The sequence below is a fragment of the Streptomyces sp. NPDC057099 genome (genome assembly GCF_042671245.1).
Lineage (GTDB): Bacteria > Actinomycetota > Actinomycetes > Streptomycetales > Streptomycetaceae > Streptomyces > Streptomyces purpurascens.
In genome coordinates this window covers 33770-50685 of the sequence record NZ_JBHUTX010000023.1, presented here as the reverse complement: position 1 = coordinate 50685, position 16916 = coordinate 33770, and the positions used below count along the sequence as shown (strand labels likewise).

The following is a 16916-nucleotide window of genomic DNA, read 5'->3' as shown; positions in this document are numbered from 1 at the left end:
GGCTTCGTGACATCCAGCCGGCTTACGCCAGCAGCGCCGGAATCGTCGCCTCGTGTGTCTCGCGCAGTTCGGTCAGGGTGAGCGCGAACTCGCCCTGGACGTCCACCGTGTCGCCGTCGACGACACCGATGCGGGTGGCCGGGAGGCCCCGGGCCCCGCACATGTCGTTGAAGCGGAGCTCCTCCGAGCGGGGCACGGCCACGACCGCGCGGCCCGCCGACTCGGAGAAGAGGAAGGTGAAGGCGTCCAGACCGTCCGGGACGATCAGGCGGGCGCCCTTGCCGCCCAGTAGCGCGGACTCGACGATCGCCTGGATCAGACCGCCGTCGGACAGGTCGTGCGCCGAGTCGATCATGCCGTCGCGGGAGGCGGCGATCAGGATCTCGGCCAGAAGGCGCTCGCGCTCCAGGTCGACCTTCGGGGGCAGACCGCCGAGGTGGTCGTGGACGACCTGGGACCAGGCCGAGCCGCCGAACTCCTCACGCGTGTCGCCGAGGAGGTAGAGCAGCTGCCCCTCCTCCTGGAAGGCGACCGGCGTGCGGCGGGACACGTCGTCGATCACGCCGAGGACCGCGACCACCGGGGTCGGGTGGATGGCGGCCTCGCCCGTCTGGTTGTAGAGGGAGACGTTGCCACCGGTCACCGGGGTGCCGAGCTGCTGACAGGCGTCGGCCAGACCGCGCACGGCCTCCGCGAACTGCCACATCACCGCCGGGTCCTCGGGCGAACCGAAGTTCAGGCAGTCCGAGACGGCGAGCGGCTTCGCGCCGGTCGTGGCGACGTTGCGGTACGCCTCCGCCAGGGCCAGCTGGGCGCCGTGGTACGGGTCCAGCTTGGCGTAGCGGCCGTTGCCGTCGGTCGCGAGGGCCACGCCGAGGCCGGACTCCTCGTCGATCCGGATCATGCCGGAGTCCTCGGGCTGGGCGAGAACCGTGTTGCCCTGCACGAAGTGGTCGTACTGCGAGGTGATCCAGGACTTGGAGGCCTGGTTCGGGGAACCGACCAGCTTCAGGACCTGGTCCTTCAGTTCCTCCGAGGTCCCCGGGCGGGCCAGCTTGTTCGCGTCGTCCGCCTGGAGCGTGTCCTGCCAGGACGGGCGGGCGTAGGGGCGCTCGTAGACCGGGCCCTCGTGCGCGACCGTGCGCGGGTCGACGTCGACGATCTTGCCGCCGTGCCAGTAGATCTCCAGGCGGTCGCCGTCGGTCACCTCACCGATGACGGTGGCGATGACGTCCCACTTCTCGCAGATCTCCAGGAAGCGGTCGACCTTCTCGGGCTCGACGACCGCGCACATACGCTCCTGCGACTCGCTCATGAGGATTTCCTCGGGAGAGAGCGTGGAGTCGCGGAGCGGTACGTCGTCGAGGGTGACGCGCATGCCGCCCGAGCCGTTCGAGGCCAGCTCGCTCGTCGCGCAGGACAGGCCCGCCGCGCCGAGGTCCTGGATGCCGACGACCAGCTTCTCCTGGAAGGCCTCCAGGGTGCACTCGATGAGGAGCTTCTCCTGGAAGGGGTCGCCGACCTGGACGGCCGGGCGCTTGCTCGGCTTGGCGTCGTCGAAGGTCTCGGAGGCCAGGATCGAGGCGCCGCCGATGCCGTCACCGCCGGTCCGGGCCCCGTACAGGATGACCTTGTTGCCCGCGCCGGACGCCTTCGCGAGGTGGATGTCCTCGTGCCGCATGACACCGATGGCACCGGCGTTGACCAGCGGGTTTCCCTGGTAGCAGGAGTCGAAGACGACCTCGCCGCCGATGTTGGGCAGGCCCAGGCAGTTGCCGTAGCCGCCGATGCCAGCGACGACACCGGGGAGGACGCGCTTGGTGTCGGGGTGGTCGGCCGCGCCGAAGCGCAGCGGGTCGACGACCGCGACCGGGCGGGCGCCCATCGCGATGATGTCGCGCACGATGCCGCCGACACCCGTGGCCGCGCCCTGGTAGGGCTCGACGTAGGAGGGGTGGTTGTGCGACTCGACCTTGAAGGTGACCGCGTAGCCCTGGCCGACGTCCACGACGCCCGCGTTCTCGCCGATGCCGACGAGGAGGGCGTCCGACTGGGGCGCCTTCTCGCCGAACTGGCGCAGGTGCACCTTCGACGACTTGTACGAGCAGTGCTCGGACCACATGACGGAGTACATGGCGAGCTCGGCCCCGGTGGGCCGGCGGCCGAGGATCTCCACGACCCGCTCGTACTCGTCCTTCTTCAGACCGAGTTCGGCCCAGGGCAGCTCGACGTCGGGGGTCTCGGCCGCGTGCTCGACCGTGTCCAGAGGCGTCCGGCTCATGCGTTGACCAGCTTCTTGAGGATCGAGGTGAAGAACGGCAGACCGTCGGTACGACCGGTACCGATCAGCTGCTCGACGGCGTGCTCGGGGTGCGGCATGAGGCCGACCACGTTTCCGGCCGCGTTGGTGACGCCGGCGATGTCCCGCTGGGAGCCGTTGGGGTTGAAGTCCAGGTAGCGGAAGGCGACGCGGCCCTCGGCCTCGAGCTGGTCGAGCGTGTACGCGTCGGCGACGTACTGCCCGTCGTTGTTCTTCAGCGGGATGTGGATCTCCTGGCCGGCCGTGTAGTCGGTGGTCCAGGAGGTCTCGGCGTTCTCCACGCGCAGCTTCTGGTCACGGCAGATGAAGTGCAGGTGGTCGTTGCGCAGCATCGTGCCCGGCAGCAGATGGGCCTCGGTGAGGATCTGGAAGCCGTTGCAGATGCCGAGCACCGGCAGACCGGCCTTCGCCTGCTCCAGCAGGGGCTCCATCACCGGCGAGAAACGGGCGATGGCCCCGGCGCGCAGATAGTCGCCGTAGGAGAAACCACCGCACAACACCACGGCGTCGACCTGCTTGAGGTCCTTGTCCTTGTGCCAGAGGGCGACCGGCTCGGCGCCCGCGACCCGGATCGCGCGCTGCGTGTCCCGGTCGTCCAGACTGCCGGGAAAAGTGACCACGCCAATACGAGCGGTCACTTCACGGCCTCCGCGACTTCCTCGACCCGGACGGTGAAGTCCTCGATCACGGTGTTCGCGAGGAAGGACTCCGCAAGATCGTGAATGCGGGCGAGGGCGGCCTCGTCGACCGGCCCGTCAACTTCCAGTTCGAAACGCTTTCCCTGGCGGACGTCCGAGATCCCCTCGAAACCCAGCCGCGGCAGTGCGCGCTGCACCGCCTGGCCCTGGGGGTCGAGGATCTCCGGCTTGAGCATGACGTCGACTACGACGCGTGCCACTGGCACTCCCGGTGTGTGGTGCTGAGCAGGTCCCTTCAGACTACCCGCACAAAATTTCTACGCGCGTCGACTTGTAGGAAACTACGTGACGGTCATCACGATCCCGCATCGTCGGGTCCACACACGAAAATTTCCGGGAAAGATTCCGGGTCGTCACCCGAAACCTATTGCGTTCGGACACGCGGAAGGATTTAGTCGGGCTTCACAATGCATTGCACGGCACTGTACAAATAAATTAGGCAAGTGCCGCAGGAAGGGACCGATATTCGTGGCGCAGAAGGTCGTGGTCACTCTCTTTGACGACATCGACGGCTCGGAAGCGGCGGAAACGATCGCTTTCGGACTGGACGGCAAGTCGTACGAGATCGACCTGAACGAAGGCAATGCCGACGAACTGCGGAAGGCGCTCGCGCCTTACGTGGAAGCCGGCCGCAAGCGGTCCCGCTCGGGCAAGGCGTACCGGCAGACGGAGGTCGCCCCCGACCCGTCGGCCGTACGGGCCTGGGCCCAGGCCAACAAGATGGAGGTCCCCGCGCGCGGGCGCATCCCCAAGAAGGTCTACGAGGCGTTCACCGCCGCGCAGTGACGGCCCGGTGAGCCCCGCCCGACGGCCGGCCATTCGCCCCTCGCGCCAACCGACTTGCGCAGCACCCGGGCTGATCAGTTAGAGTCTGGAGCACGCCGAGGGGCGAGGCCGAAAGGCCCAGCTCACGGAAACATGCGGGTGTAGTTCAGTAGTAGAACATCCCCCTTCCAGGGGGAAGGCGCAGTGTGCGATTCCTGTCACCCGCTCTGCATCGCCGTACCGACCACTCCTGTGGATCAGGTAGGCTGGTGCCCGCACCGATCGGTGAGAGCCGATCGGGGGCAATTGCGGACGTAGCTCAGCTGGTAGAGCGCAACCTTGCCAAGGTTGAGGTCGCGAGTTCGAACCTCGTCGTCCGCTCGGGAATGAGACCCCGGTCCTGATGGACCGGGGTCTTTTCGTGCGCCCCGGCGGGCCCGTCTGACATTTGTCATGCCGAGTGATGACAGCGCGCACTGCTGAAGAGCCGCCCCGGGCGGAACGCTGAAGGCATGGAAAACAACGGACACGAACACGTGATTGAGGTCACTGACCTGCGGCGTGTGTACGGGGGCGGGTTCGAGGCGGTACGCGGAATCAGCTTTTCCGTACGACGCGGGGAGATCTTCGCGCTGCTGGGCACCAATGGCGCGGGCAAGACGTCGACCGTCGAACTGCTGGAGGGACTCGCGGCGCCGGCGGACGGCCGGGTGCGGGTCCTCGGGCACGATCCGTACACCGACCGGGCCCTCGTCCGGCCCCGCACCGGCGTGATGCTCCAGGAAGGCGGCTTCCCGTCCGAGCTGACCGTCGCGGAGACCGCGCGGATGTGGGCGGGGTGTGTGAGCGGGGCCCGCCCGCCGGCGGAGGCCCTGGCGCTGGTCGGACTGGAGTCGAAGGCCGGCGTCCGGGTCAAGCAGTTGTCCGGCGGACAGCGGCGCCGCCTGGATCTGGCGCTCGCCCTGCTCGGCCACCCCGAGGTGCTCTTCCTGGACGAGCCGACCACCGGACTGGACGTCGAAGGCCGCCGGGAAACGTGGGAGTTGGTGAGCGCGCTGCGCGACGGCGGCACGACGGTGCTGCTGACCACGCACTACCTGGAAGAGGCCGAGAACCTCGCCGACCGGCTGGCGATCATGCACGAGGGCCGCATCGCCACCACCGGCACCCCGGCCGAGGTGACCGCCGCCGAGCCGTCGCGGATCTCCTTCGAACTGCCCGACGGCTACTTCGTGGGCGATCTGCCGCCGCTCGGGGAACTGGGCGTGACCGGGCACGAGACCGACGGCCGGATCGTCCGGCTCCGCACCCATGAACTGCAGCGCGCGGCCACCGCACTGCTGCTGTGGGCCGAGCGGGCCCGGGTGGAACTGCGCCGCCTGGACGTGCGGTCGGCCTCCCTGGAGGAGGCGTTCCTCGGCATCGCCAAGGAGGCCTCCGCGGGGCGGGCCCCGGCAACGACGACGAAGGAGTACGCGGCATGAGCGCCACCCACACGACGCCCCGCCCGGCGCCCGGCACGAAATCCTCGGGCACCACGCCGATGAGCCGCATGACGGCACTCGCCCGCGCCGAGCTGACCCTGCTCGGGCGGAGCAGGGGCGCACTCGTCGCCGCGCTGTTCGTGCCGATCGTGATGCCGGTCAGCGTGCGGTCGGCGGCCCAGGAGATGGACCTCGCGGAGGCGGGGCTGGACGCCGGGACCCTGGTGCTGCCCGCCGCGGTCGGCTTCTCCCTGCTGTTCGCCGTCTACTCGGTGCTCGTCGGCGTCTTCGTCGTCCGGCGTGAGGAACTCGTCCTCAAGCGACTGCGCACCGGTGAGCTGCGGGACACCGAGATCCTGGCCGGCTCCGCCCTGCCCGCCGCCCTCACCGGACTCGTGCAGTGCCTGCTGCTGGCGGCGGGCTGCACCGTGCTGCTGGACATGTCCGCGCCGTCCGCGCCCCATCTGGCCGTCGTGGGCCTGCTGTTGGGGCTCGTACTGTGCGCCGCCCTCGCCGCCGTCACCGCCGGTTTCACCCGGACCGGCGAGAGCGCCCAGGTCACGCCCATGCCGCTGCTGGTCGTCTCGATGATGGGCTCGGGCATGTTCGTTCCGCTGGAGCTGCTGCCGGACCGGCTGGCCTCCCTGTGCGAACTGCTGCCGCTGACGCCCGTCGTCACCCTGGTGCGCGGCGGCTGGACCGGCGACCTGTCGGCGTACGAGGCGCTGGGCGCCTTGGCGACGGCGGTGGCCTGGATCCTCGTGTCGGTGCTTGCTGTACGGCGGTGGTTCCGCTGGGAACCGCGACGCTGACCGGAGGGGGAGGGACGGGCTGATGCGCGGGCCGGGTGGGTGGTGGCGGCGGAAGACCACGCCGGAGAAGGTCGAGACGTACACACGGTGGTCGTTCCACTTCTTCGCGATGGTCGAGTTGGTCACGGTCGGGCTCACGGTCGCACCGGTGGGCGCGCGGCTCGGCGGCCTGCTGCTGACGCTGGTCGCCGCGCACGCCGCGGTCTGCCTCGTCACCGTGTCGCGGGCGCTGGACTGGACGCGTGGCAGGCGGCCCCAGCCCGTCCGGCTGCTGTGGACGCTGGCCGCCGTCACCGTCGCGGTCACCGCCACCGCGATCGGCATCGCCGAGCACGGACCGGACGGCGAGAGCATCGACAGCGCCGCGGGCGGGACCGTCGGGGTCGTTCTGATCGTCGGCGTCGGCATCATCGCGCTCGGCGTCCGGCAGCGGCGGCGTGTGTTCGGGGTCGTCGGGGGCTTCGCGGCGGGCTGCTGGCTCGTGTCGGTCGCCTGGGGCGTCCCTGTGGACGCCGCGTTCTTCGCGGCGGCGCTGGTCTGGGTGGGCGGCGGGTTCATCGCCTTCACGGCCGTCATCTCCGTCTGGCTGCTCAACATCGTCTACGAACTCGACGAGGCCCGAGAGACCCGCGCCCGGCTCGCCGTCGCCGAGGAGCGGCTCAGGTTCGGGCGTGATCTGCACGACGTCATGGGGCGGAACCTCGCCGTGATCGCGCTCAAGAGCGAACTGGCCGTACAGCTGGCCCAGCGGGGGCGGCCGGAGGCGGTGGCTCAGATGGTCGAGGTGCAGCGGCTCGCGCACGAGTCGCAGCGGGAGGTGCGGGAGGTCGTCCGCGGCTACCGCGAGGCCGACCTCGCGGTGGAACTCGCCGGGGCGCAAGGGGTGCTGGCCGCGGCCGGCATCGACTGCACGGTGAGCGGGGCGACGGCGGCCGGGCTGCCGGTCGCGGTGCAGTCCGCCCTGGGGTGGGTGGTGCGGGAGGCCGCGACGAATGTCCTGCGGCACGGGGACGCGCGGCGGTGTGCGGTGCGGTTGCGGGTGCGGGAGGGGCGCGTGGTGTTGTCGGTGGAGAACGACGGGGTGGAGAGCGAGGCGGGGGCCGGGGCCGGGGCGGCCGGTTCTGTCGGCTCTTCTGGCTCTCTTGGCTCTTCCGGCTCTTCCGGTTCGGGGATTGCCGGGTTGCGGGAGCGGCTGGCGGAGATCGACGGGACGTTGGAGGCCGGGCCCGCGGGGCGAGGGCTGTTCCGGCTGACGGCGGAGATTCCGCTGCCGTCGACGGCCGGCCCTTCCGGCCCTGCCGCCCCCTCCGGCCCCGCGTCCGTCGCCACCGTGCGATCCGTGAGTGAGGTCACCCCATGACGGCCGTAAAGCCCGTACGGCTGCTGCTCGCCGACGACGAGCACCTCATCCGTGGGGCGCTCGCCGCGCTGCTGTCGTTGGAGGACGACCTCATGGTCGTCGCGGAGGCCGCCACCGGGCCGGAGGCGCTGGCGATGGCCCGGGCACATGAGCCCGATGTCGCGGTGCTGGATCTCCAGATGCCCGGCGCCGACGGTGTGAAGGTCGCCACATCCCTGCGCTCCGAACTGCCCGGCTGCAGGGTACTCATCGTCACCAGTCACGGGCGGCCCGGGCATCTGAAGCGGGCGCTGGAGGCCGGGGTGCGGGGGTTCGTGCCGAAGACCGTGAGTGCGCAGCGGCTCGCGGAGCTCATTCGTACCGTGCACGCCGGTAACCGTTACGTCGACCCGGAGTTGGCCGCCGACGCGATCGCCGCCGGGAATTCGCCGCTGACCGCGCGGGAGGCGGAGGTGCTGGAACTCGCGGCCGACGGAGCGCCCGTGGCGGAGATCGCCGAGCGGGCCGCGCTGTCGCAGGGGACCGTACGGAACTATCTGTCCTCGGCGGTGTCGAAGCTCGGGGCGGAGAACCGGCATGCGGCGGTGCGTCTCGCACGGGAGCGAGGTTGGGTATAGTGGTTCCCGCGCCACGGCGCATGCGAACGTAGCTCAGTTGGTAGAGCGCAACCTTGCCAAGGTTGAGGTCGCGAGTTCGAACCTCGTCGTTCGCTCCAGCGAGAAGCCCCCCGGTTCCGGCCGGGGGGCTTCTGTGTGTTCAGGACCAGGTCAGACCCGTCAGGCGCTCGTACGCCTCCACGTACTTGGCGCGGGTGGCGTCGACGACCTGCTGCGGCAGCGCCGGCGGGGGCTGCTCGCTCTTCCTGTCCCAGCCGGACTCCGCCGAGGTCAGCCAGTCGCGGACGAACTGCTTGTCGTACGACGGCTGCGCGCGGCCCGGCTCCCACTGGTCGGCCGGCCAGAAGCGGGAGGAGTCCGCGGTGAGGACCTCGTCCGCGAGGACCAGGTCGTCGCCGTCGAAGCCGAACTCGAACTTCGTGTCCGCGAGGATGATGCCCCGCTCCCGGGCGATGTCCCGGCCCCGGGCGTAGACGGCCAGGGTCGCCTGGCGCAGTCGGGCCGCGGTGTCCGCGCCGACCTGGCGGGCGACCTCCTCGTAGGAGACGTTCTCGTCGTGCTCGCCGACGGCGGCCTTGGTGGCCGGGGTGAAGATCGGCGCGGGCAGTTCACTGCCGTCGACCAGGCCCTCGGGGAGGGCGAGGCCGCAGACCGTGCGGGACTCCTTGTACTCGACCAGGCCCGAGCCGGTGAGGTACCCGCGGGCCACGCACTCCACGGGCACCATCTGCAGGGACTTGCAGACCAGCGTGCGGCCCGCCCAGTCGGCGGGGGCGCCGGCGGGCAGTTCGGTGCTCAGGACGTGGTTCGGGGCCAGGTCGGCGAGCTGGTCGAACCACCACAGGGAGAGCTGGGTGAGGACGCGGCCCTTGTCGGGGATCTCGGTCGGCAGCACCCAGTCGTAGGCGGAGATGCGGTCGCTGGCGACCATCACGAGGTCGCCCGCCTCGTTCTGGTACAGCTCGCGCACCTTGCCGGTGTGCAGATGCACCAGACCCGGAACCTGGATCGGCTCGGGCTTTTCTACGAATCCGGACACGGTTCCTCCCCGTGGTTCTGTCCTATGACTTGATTCTCCCGTATGCGCGGGTGATCACGGACAGTGGGTCAGTCGCGTTTGCAGATGCGGTCCAGAAGATTTGCGGTGGCGCGCTGGACGCGCGGGTCGACATGGTCCGGGCGGTCCAGGGCCGGGGTCCAGGCGAACGTTCCGGATGCGAAGACCAAGGCGCCGGAGGGAGCGCGGTAGAGGGACGTCTCCTGGTGGCGCCGGGCGCCTTCCTTGTCGGTGTACGGGGAGTGCGCGAGCAGGATCCGCTCCTCGTGCTCGGGCAGCGGGGTGCGCGGGAAGTAGCGGTCGGCCTCGCCCGCCACCAGGTCGGCGATCTCGTCGCCCTCGTGCGCGCCGGACGCCTCCCACAGCCAGTGATCGGCGTTGCGCACGATCAGGGGCCCCGGCTCGGGGACGTGCCCCGCGTACTGGATGCCGATGAGCTGCTGCTCGGCCCGGTCGATCTCCCGCCACAGCACCGGTTTTCCCGGGCCCCTGCGTTTGCGGCAGGTCAGCAGGCGGTCGGGGACGCCGGACGGGGAGGGTCCCAGTTCCACCTGCCAGTACATGGAGTTGGCGGAGAGGAAGACGAGCGAGGTGCCGGCGTCGCGGGCGAGTTCCACACTGCCGCGCATGGCGGCCGACCAGTACTCGTCGTGGCCCGGGAAGACCAGGCCGCGGTAGTTGGGGTCGACGCGGCCCGCGTGCAGGTCGCTCGCCGTGGCGTAGGCGATGTCGTAGCCGTAGCGCTCGGCCCAGCGGATGAAGTCGTAGGCGTGACCGACGTGGAGGGGGAGGCCCGCGCCCGCGTACGGGCGGTCGAAGGAGACCGTCGTGGCCGCCTCCGACTCCCCCAGCAGCCGGCCCCCCTCGTCCCAGGCGTGGTAGAGGCTGGCGCCGGTGCGGCCGTCCTCCGGGTAGAGGTTGTACGCCTGCCAGGTGATGTCGGGCAGGACCAGGAGCAGGTCGGCGGGCTGGTCGTGGCGGACCGTGAACGGGACGTGCGAGCGGTAGCCGCCGGCGGTGGTGAGGACGGCGACGTACGCGCCGATGTTCCAGTACGACGGGACCTGGAGCCGCCAGGACAGCCACCAGTGGTGGCAGGAGACCGTACGGTCCGCGGTGAGCGGCGCGGGCTGCACGATGCCGGACAGCCGCGGGCTGGTCGTGATCTTGGCGGCGCCGTCACCGCCGTAGTGGCCGATGCGGTAGATGTCGACGCCGAACTCCTGGGGCGGGTCGACGGTGATGTGGAAGTCGATGGCGTCGCCGGGCGCGACCGCGCCGGTCGAGGTGAAGCCCTTGATCTGGCGGTGGACGTCGTCGGCCGCGCGGGGACCGTTGGAGCGGGTGGACTTCCTCGGGGCGTGGGGCGCGTCCTGGTCCACGTACCAGGGGACGACCTGGCCGGTGTCGTCGAAGTACGTCACCGTGCCGCGCAGCCACGGAACGGGGCCCTGTCCGAAGGGATCCGTCACGGCGTGCGCCAGCGCTCCCGACTCCCAGCGGCGGATCTGCTCCGAAGCCATGGCTGCTTCCCCTCCCCATCGCCCCCGTGGTGGTGCGTACTGGTGTGGTGCGTGTGGTCCGTGCGGTGAGTGCGGTGAGTACGTCCCCGTGTGGTGCCGTCGCGCTTATGTGCTTGTCGTATGTCGTCAGCCCTTGCCATGTGCGCGAACGGTCCAAGCACATCACATAACGCGCGCACTTCGTCACTGTTCGTTTCGAATTGGCCAGAAGTGGAAGCGGGTGCTCCGGCGGTCAGACGAGCCGGACCGGCTTCTCCGGGCGTATCCCCAGCTCGGCCAGCCAGGCGCGCAGGGGGGTGGGGTCGCCCTCCTCGATCAAGGTGAGGATTTTGGGCGCGAGATCGGCGGTGCGCTCGCCGTTGTGGAGGAGCGTGGGGCCGTCCAGCCAGTCCAGGCCGGGCGTCGCGCCGGCGGTGTCCATCGCGGCACAGCAGATCATCGCCGTGAGGTGGTCGGCGAGCAGTTCGCGGGCCGTGCGCGGGGGCTGGAGGGGGAAGAGGGGGAGGGCTCGGTCGTCCCAGAGGGCGAGGGGGTCCGGGGTGGCCGGGGAGCCGGCGGCCGGTGAGGCGGCGGTCGACGGGCGGGGCGTCGCGGCGGCCTCTTCGCGGCCCAGTTCGGCGCTGAGGCGGGCGGCGAGGTTCGCGCTGCGGGGGGTGGTGCCGGAGAGGTCTTCGTCGTCGTCGAGGGGAGAGGGTGGTTCCGGGCTTCTGCCGTGGAGGGGAGCTTCGCCGGAAGGGTCCGTGCCTCTGTGGGCGGGAGACGCGTCGTCGATCGGGCCCGTGCTTCTGTGGGTGAGAGACGCGTCGTCGATCGGGCCCGTGCCTCTGTGCGGCAGGGATGCCTCGCCGGTCGGGGCCGTCAGGTGGTCCAGGACGCGGGACAGGGTCGGGCTGCCGGTGGCGGGGGCCGCGGGGCCGGTGGCGGGGCGGACGCCCATCGCGTCCAGGACGCGGTGGAGCCGGGCCGCGTCGATGCGCCACTTGCGGTCCACGACCTCCTCCGGATACTCGCTCCAGTCCACCGGCGACCAGTCGGGCCCGGGCTCGGCGGGACCACCGTGGAAGAGGCGGGCGGCGAGGAGGGAGGCGGACTCGTCGACCACGCCCGGCTCCTCGAGCAGATCGCAGGCCGGCCGCTCCCCGAGACGGGACGCGAAACCCTCGGCCAGGCGGTCGCGCCGGGACAGCTCCGTGAGCGCCGCCACCACACCGGCGTCCAGCCGGGACGGCCAGCGGCCCATCCGCCAGGCGGGCAGCGCGACACGGGTCAGCAGCCGGTCCCAGCCCGCGTACGCCAGGCCCACCTGCTCCTGGGCGACGATCCGCAGCCCGTAATCCACAGCCTGTGCACGCTCCGCGGCCGCGGCCGCCACGCCCCGCTCCAGCTCGGCGGCATGGAGGCGGCAACTGCGCAGCAGCAGCCGGGCCACCCAGCCGACGCCGGCCAGTACGGCGCGCGACACCGGGTCGCGGCGGGGCGCCGAGGTCACGGCCACCGCGGCGTCGAGGCCCCGGACGAAGCGCCGGGCCGCGGCTATGTCCGGGTGGGCGGAGGGGCCCGTACCGGCGACGACCGGGGCGAGGACCGCGCGCAGCTCGCCGACCCGCATCCACCACAGGAAAGGAGAGCCGATGACGAGGACCGGCGCGACGGGGTGCCGACGGTGCGCGTGCTTCCCCGCACCCGCTATGTCGTCGTGCTCCTCGGCCGGGGGCGGTCCGTGGGCCGGGTGGGTGCGGTCCTCCAGCCAGCTGTCGCAGTCCGGCGTGAGCGCTATCGCGGAGGGGGCGGGGACCTCGAGGCGGTCGGCCAGGTCGCGCACCATCCGGTACAGGTCGGGAGCCGCCTCCTCGGCGATCGGGACGGTCGGGCTCATGGCCGGACGGGCCCGGGCGACGACCAGGGCGATCCCGGCGGCGGCGAGCAGCACGAGGACGGCGACCGGTGTCACCACCCAGCGGGCGGCGTCCCAGCCGGGACCGACGAGACGGCCGGAGAAAGCCCCCGCGAGCAGGATCACGGCGACGGCCGCGGGCAGCAGGGCGACGGCCAGCGCGCGGCTGCGGATGCGCAGCACGACGAGTGCCCGTGCCCGCGCGACCTGCGCGCCTGCCTCCACACCCATTCCGGTCACGACCGACCTCACCCCCTCCCCGTTGACCTGACGCTTTCCTTGCTCACTCCCCCACTGTGGCACCCGCCACTGACATCGCAATGCCGGTGGGCCAAGTGCCGGAACGCTTGCGCCGCACCCTAGTTGGGGCTCAGCGCCCCGTCAGCCGGATACGGCATCGGTCACTCGATGGAATGGCTCAGGGGAGAGGTGGATGACGGAAAGCGAGGGTCAGGCCCTCACCTACCGAAAACTTCAGGCCCCGGATCCTGAGACGGATCCGGGGCCTGTGAGGTTCATCGGCGGTGCTACGCGCCTGCCGCCTTCGCGGCGATGTCGGTGCGGTGCTGGGAGCCGTCCAGGCGGACGCGGCCGACGGCCGTGTAGGCGCGTTCGCGGGCCTCGGCGAGGTCCTTGCCGGTGGCCGTGACGGACAGGACGCGGCCGCCCGCGCTGACGATCGCGTCCCCGTCGCTCTTGGTCCCGGCGTGCAGGACGTACGCGTGCGGGGCGTCCTGGGCGGCGACCTCGTCGAGGCCGGTGATCGGGTCGCCGGTGCGCGGGGTGCCGGGGTAGTTGTGCGAGGCGACGACCACGGTCACGGCCGCGTCGTCGCTCCAGCGCAGCGGCTCCAGGTGGGCGAGGTTGCCGGTGGCGGCGGCCATCAGGAGACCGGCCAGCGGCGTCTTCAGCCGGGCCAGGACGACCTGGGTCTCCGGGTCGCCGAAGCGGGCGTTGAACTCGATCACGCGGACACCGCGGGAGGTGATCGCGAGACCGGCGTAGAGCAGGCCGGAGAACGGCGTGCCGCGGCGCTGCATCTCGTCCACGGTCGGCTGCAGGACCGTCTGCAGCACCTCGTCGACCAGCTTCGGGTCGGCCCACGGCAGCGGGGAGTACGCCCCCATGCCGCCCGTGTTCGGGCCCTCGTCGCCGTCCAGCGCGCGCTTGAAGTCCTGGGCGGGCTGGAGCGGCACGACCGTCTCGCCGTCGGTGACGGCGAACAGGGAGACCTCGGGGCCGTCGAGGAACTCCTCGATGACCACGCGCTCGCAGGCGGCCGCGTGGGCCCGGGCGGCTTCGAGGTCGTCGGTGACGACGACGCCCTTGCCCGCGGCGAGCCCGTCGTCCTTGACGACGTACGGAGCACCGAAGGCGTCGAGGGCCGCGTCGACCTCGTCCGCGGTGGTGCAGACGTACGAGCGTGCCGTGGGCACCTCGGCCGCCGCCATGACGTCCTTCGCGAAGGCCTTGGAGCCCTCGAGCTGCGCGGCCGGGCCGGACGGGCCGAAGACCGGGATGCCCGCCTCGCGCACGGCGTCGGCGACACCGGCGACCAGCGGCGCCTCCGGGCCGACGACCACGAGCTCCGCGCCGAGCCGGGTGGCCAGCGCGGTGACGGCGGCACCGTCGAGGGCGTCGACCTGGTGCAGCTCGGCGACCTCGGCGATGCCGGCGTTGCCGGGGGCGCAGTGCAGCGCGGTGACGTCGGGGTCGAGGGACAGCGAGTGACACAGGGCGTGTTCGCGGGCGCCGGTGCCGATGACGAGGACCTTCACGGGGGTCAGCCTAACGGGAAGCGCCGGGTTTCCTTTGTGCGGGCTTCCGAAGGGGGTGGGGGTGTGGGGTTGGAGGTTCCTCCGAAGCGGGTGTCTCCAACAGGGTGGCTAGGGCTCGTTCGTGAACTCGTCCACCACTGTTGCCCCCAGCTCCCGGACGATCAGGTCCTGCCCGGAGAGGGCGGACTCGTCGAGGTCGGGGTCGTCGTCCTCGGGGATGTCGTCCTCGACGGACACGGACCGCGGCTTGGGGGCGGAGGGCTGGGGCGCGGGGGTGGACGACGCGGGGGCAGAGCCGGAGGTGGGGGCGGGTGTGCTCGACTGCTGGGCCTGGGTGGACGGGGCCGTCGACTGGGACGGGGCGGGGCGCTGGGCGGTTGCCGTACCGCCGCTGCCGCCGCTGCCGCCTCCGGCGTTGTAGCCGCCACCGCCGGAGCTGTAGCTGCCGCCGCCGTAGCCACCGGCGCTGCCGCCGGGGCCACCGCCGTGGCCGCTGTTGCCTCCTCCGAAGCCGGACGGGCCGCCCGGGGCCGGGGGCGCGGAGCCGCCGGAGGGGTCGACGATCGCCTCGATCTTCCACTGGACGTTGAACTGCTCGCCCAGCGCCTGCCGCAGCACGTCCTCGCTGCCGCTGCTCAGGAAGTTGTCCCGCGCACCGGCGTTGACGAAGCCGAGCTGGAGGGTCGTGCCGTCGAAGCCGGCCACCTGGGCGTTCTGGCTGAGCAGGATCCAGGTGAAGCGCCGACGGTTCTTGACGGCCTCCAGGATGTTCGGCCAGAGCATGCGGGGGTCGAGACCGCCGCCTGCAGAGGCAGGGGCGGGGGCGGCCGGAGCGGGGGCGGCCGGAGCGGGGGCCGAGGGCGAGGGTGCCGACGGGGTGCTGGGGGCGGGGGCGTTCGCCGCCGGGGCGTTCCCTGCCGCCGGGCCTGGTGCGCCCGGGGCGGACGTGGGCCAGCCGCCGGGGCGACGGCCGCCGCTGCCCGCGGAGGCGGCGGTGGGCCAGGCGCCGGGGGCCGGGGCCGCCGGGGCGGATGCGGGTCCGGGTGCGGGCGCCGGGGGTGCCGGGGGTGCCTGGGACGGCTCGGGAGGCTGGGGCGGCTCGGCATGCCCGCTGGTGGCGGGGCCGGAGGCGGCCGGGGGCTGCTCGGCGGGGGCACCGGGGGAGCCCGGGGCACCGGGAGCGTCGGGGGCGTACCCGGCCGCAGCCGCCGTATCACCGCTACCGCTACCGCCAGTGCTGCCGCTGCCGCCGCTGGTCCCGTTCCCCGGTGCTCCGGAAGCCCGTACGGCCGCGCGGGCGGCGGCCGGGCCGCCACCGGGCGGAACCGGAGGAGCGGCCGCGGCCGCTGGAGCCGCGGCTCCCCCATGCCCCTCGGGCCCGGGCACGTAGCCCATGGCGGGCATGCCGGCGGGTGCCGCGGAGAAGTTCACGCCGCGTTCGATGCGGTCCAGGCGGGCCATGACGGACCGCTCGTCGCCGTAGGCGGCGGGGAGCAGGACGCGGGCGCAGATCAGTTCGAGCTGAAGACGGGGCGAGTTGGCGCCGCGCATCTCCGTCAGCCCCTCGTTGACGAGGTCGGCGGCCCGGCTCAGCTCGGCGGGGCCGAAGGTGCCGGCCTGGGCCTGCATGCGCTCGACGACATCGGCGGGGGCGTCGATGAGCCCCTTCTCCGCCGCGTCCGGGACGGCGGCGAGGATCACCAGGTCACGCAGCCGCTCCAGCAGGTCGGTGACGAACCGACGGGGGTCGTTCCCGCCCTCGATGACGCGGTCGATGACCTCGAAGGCCGCGGCTCCGTCGCCGGTGGCGAAGGACTCGACGACGGAGTCCAGGAGGGAGCCCTCGGTGTACCCGAGCAGGGCGGTGGCCATGGCATACGTCACACCGTCCGCCGCGGCGCCGGCGAGCAGCTGGTCCATGACGGACATCGAGTCACGCACGGAACCGGCACCGGCCCGCACGACGAGCGGAAGCACACCGTCGTCGACCGGGATGGTCTCCTTCTGGCACACCTCGCCGAGGTAGTCCCGCAGGGTCCCGGGCGGGACGAGCCGGAAGGGGTAGTGATGGGTCCGGGACCGGATCGTCCCGATGACCTTCTCGGGCTCGGTGGTCGCGAAGATGAACTTGAGATGCTCCGGGGGCTCCTCGACGACCTTCAGCAGCGCGTTGAAGCCGGCCGACGTGACCATGTGGGCCTCGTCGATGATGTAGATCTTGTATCGGCTGCTCGCGGGGCCGAAGAAGGCCTTCTCGCGCAGGTCACGGGCGTCGTCCACACCACCGTGCGACGCGGCGTCGATCTCGATGACGTCGATGGAACCGGGGCCGTTGCGCGCGAGGTCCTGACACGACTGGCACTCACCGCACGGGGTGGGCGTCGGCCCCTGCTCGCAGTTCAGACACCGCGCCAGGATCCGCGCGCTGGTCGTCTTGCCACAGCCGCGCGGCCCGCTGAACAGGTACGCGTGGTTGACCCGGTTGTTGCGCAGCGCCTGCTGCAACGGGTCGGTGACGTGCTGCTGCCCGATGACCTCGGCGAAGGTCTCCGGGCGATAGCGGCGGTACAGAGCGAGAGACGACACGCATACGAGGTTATAGGCGCCC

13 protein-coding genes and 3 tRNA genes are annotated in these 16916 nt (G+C 71.7%); 8 read left to right on the top strand and 8 right to left on the bottom strand.

Features of this window, described 5'->3' with window-relative positions:
- Positions 1 to 22: 22 nt before the first annotated feature.
- The 3 genes from purL to purS are packed head-to-tail and all read right to left on the bottom strand — an operon-like array spanning position 23 to position 3218.
- Complete coding sequence (gene purL, locus ACFT4A_RS25610) at positions 23 to 2281, bottom strand: phosphoribosylformylglycinamidine synthase subunit PurL (protein ID WP_382833878.1); 2259 nt, start codon at positions 2279 to 2281, stop codon at positions 23 to 25.
- Positions 2278 to 2958 carry a phosphoribosylformylglycinamidine synthase subunit PurQ gene (gene purQ, locus ACFT4A_RS25605; protein WP_193483504.1) on the bottom strand — a complete coding sequence of 227 codons (681 nt, stop codon included), beginning with the start codon at positions 2956 to 2958 and terminating at the stop codon, positions 2278 to 2280. The genes purL and purQ overlap by 4 nt, the downstream gene beginning before the upstream one ends.
- The gene (gene purS / locus ACFT4A_RS25600; protein ID WP_010045045.1) at positions 2955 to 3218 is read right to left on the bottom strand and encodes a phosphoribosylformylglycinamidine synthase subunit PurS; all 264 of its coding nucleotides are present in this window, start codon (positions 3216 to 3218) and stop codon (positions 2955 to 2957) included. The genes purQ and purS overlap by 4 nt, the downstream gene beginning before the upstream one ends.
- Before the next feature lie 268 nt (positions 3219 to 3486).
- Here purS and ACFT4A_RS25595 point away from each other — a divergent pair, with 268 nt between their 5' ends.
- The 8 genes from ACFT4A_RS25595 (at position 3487) to ACFT4A_RS25560 (ending at position 8154) form a co-directional block, all read left to right on the top strand.
- Positions 3487 to 3804 carry an Lsr2 family protein gene (locus ACFT4A_RS25595; protein ID WP_193483505.1) on the top strand — a complete coding sequence of 106 codons (318 nt, stop codon included), beginning with the start codon at positions 3487 to 3489 and terminating at the stop codon, positions 3802 to 3804.
- A gap of 134 nt (positions 3805 to 3938) precedes the next feature.
- Positions 3939 to 4010, top strand: a tRNA-Gly gene (locus ACFT4A_RS25590).
- Positions 4011 to 4091: 81 nt separating this feature from the next.
- Positions 4092 to 4164 (top strand) — tRNA-Gly (locus ACFT4A_RS25585).
- A gap of 131 nt (positions 4165 to 4295) precedes the next feature.
- Complete coding sequence (locus ACFT4A_RS25580) at positions 4296 to 5267, top strand: ABC transporter ATP-binding protein (protein WP_382833874.1); 972 nt, start codon at positions 4296 to 4298, stop codon at positions 5265 to 5267.
- Positions 5264 to 6079, top strand: coding sequence for an ABC transporter permease (locus ACFT4A_RS25575; protein WP_382833871.1), 816 nt, complete (start codon positions 5264 to 5266; stop codon positions 6077 to 6079). The genes ACFT4A_RS25580 and ACFT4A_RS25575 overlap by 4 nt, the downstream gene beginning before the upstream one ends.
- Before the next feature lie 22 nt (positions 6080 to 6101).
- On the top strand, positions 6102 to 7439 hold the full coding sequence (locus tag ACFT4A_RS25570; RefSeq protein WP_382833868.1) for a sensor histidine kinase: 1338 nt from the start codon (positions 6102 to 6104) through the stop codon (positions 7437 to 7439).
- Complete coding sequence (locus ACFT4A_RS25565) at positions 7436 to 8056, top strand: response regulator (RefSeq protein WP_382833866.1); 621 nt, start codon at positions 7436 to 7438, stop codon at positions 8054 to 8056. The genes ACFT4A_RS25570 and ACFT4A_RS25565 overlap by 4 nt, the downstream gene beginning before the upstream one ends.
- 22 nt (positions 8057 to 8078) lie before the next feature.
- Positions 8079 to 8154, top strand: a tRNA-Gly gene (locus ACFT4A_RS25560).
- 41 nt (positions 8155 to 8195) lie between these two features.
- Here ACFT4A_RS25560 and ACFT4A_RS25555 read toward each other — a convergent pair.
- The 5 genes from ACFT4A_RS25555 to ACFT4A_RS25535 form a co-directional block, all read right to left on the bottom strand.
- Complete coding sequence (locus tag ACFT4A_RS25555) at positions 8196 to 9095, bottom strand: phosphoribosylaminoimidazolesuccinocarboxamide synthase (RefSeq protein ID WP_382833863.1); 900 nt, start codon at positions 9093 to 9095, stop codon at positions 8196 to 8198.
- Positions 9096 to 9163: 68 nt separating this feature from the next.
- Positions 9164 to 10636 carry a N,N-dimethylformamidase beta subunit family domain-containing protein gene (locus tag ACFT4A_RS25550; protein WP_382833860.1) on the bottom strand — a complete coding sequence of 491 codons (1473 nt, stop codon included), beginning with the start codon at positions 10634 to 10636 and terminating at the stop codon, positions 9164 to 9166.
- A 232-nt stretch (positions 10637 to 10868) separates the two neighbouring features.
- Positions 10869 to 12761, bottom strand: a complete 1893-nt coding sequence (locus ACFT4A_RS25545) for a hypothetical protein (RefSeq protein ID WP_382834017.1) — start codon at positions 12759 to 12761, stop codon at positions 10869 to 10871.
- A 296-nt stretch (positions 12762 to 13057) separates the two neighbouring features.
- Positions 13058 to 14308 (bottom strand): phosphoribosylamine--glycine ligase, encoded by a 1251-nt coding sequence (purD, locus tag ACFT4A_RS25540; RefSeq protein ID WP_382833857.1) that lies wholly within the window; start codon positions 14306 to 14308, stop codon positions 13058 to 13060.
- A 108-nt stretch (positions 14309 to 14416) separates the two neighbouring features.
- Positions 14417 to 16894, bottom strand: a complete 2478-nt coding sequence (locus ACFT4A_RS25535) for a DNA polymerase III subunit gamma and tau (protein WP_382833854.1) — start codon at positions 16892 to 16894, stop codon at positions 14417 to 14419.
- Positions 16895 to 16916 lie beyond the last annotated feature (22 nt).

Bases quoted from the DNA above. Each gene is read 5' to 3' on its own strand.
- purL (WP_382833878.1), bottom strand. From the start codon at position 2,281: ATGAGCCGGACGCCTCTGGACACGGTCGAGCACGCGGCCGAGACCCCC.
- ACFT4A_RS25580 (WP_382833874.1), top strand. From the start codon at position 4,296: ATGGAAAACAACGGACACGAACACGTGATTGAGGTCACTGACCTGCGG.
- ACFT4A_RS25575 (WP_382833871.1), top strand. From the start codon at position 5,264: ATGAGCGCCACCCACACGACGCCCCGCCCGGCGCCCGGCACGAAATCC.
- ACFT4A_RS25570 (WP_382833868.1), top strand. From the start codon at position 6,102: ATGCGCGGGCCGGGTGGGTGGTGGCGGCGGAAGACCACGCCGGAGAAG.
- ACFT4A_RS25565 (WP_382833866.1), top strand. From the start codon at position 7,436: ATGACGGCCGTAAAGCCCGTACGGCTGCTGCTCGCCGACGACGAGCAC.
- ACFT4A_RS25550 (WP_382833860.1), bottom strand. From the start codon at position 10,636: ATGGCTTCGGAGCAGATCCGCCGCTGGGAGTCGGGAGCGCTGGCGCAC.
- ACFT4A_RS25545 (WP_382834017.1), bottom strand. From the start codon at position 12,761: ATGGGTGTGGAGGCAGGCGCGCAGGTCGCGCGGGCACGGGCACTCGTC.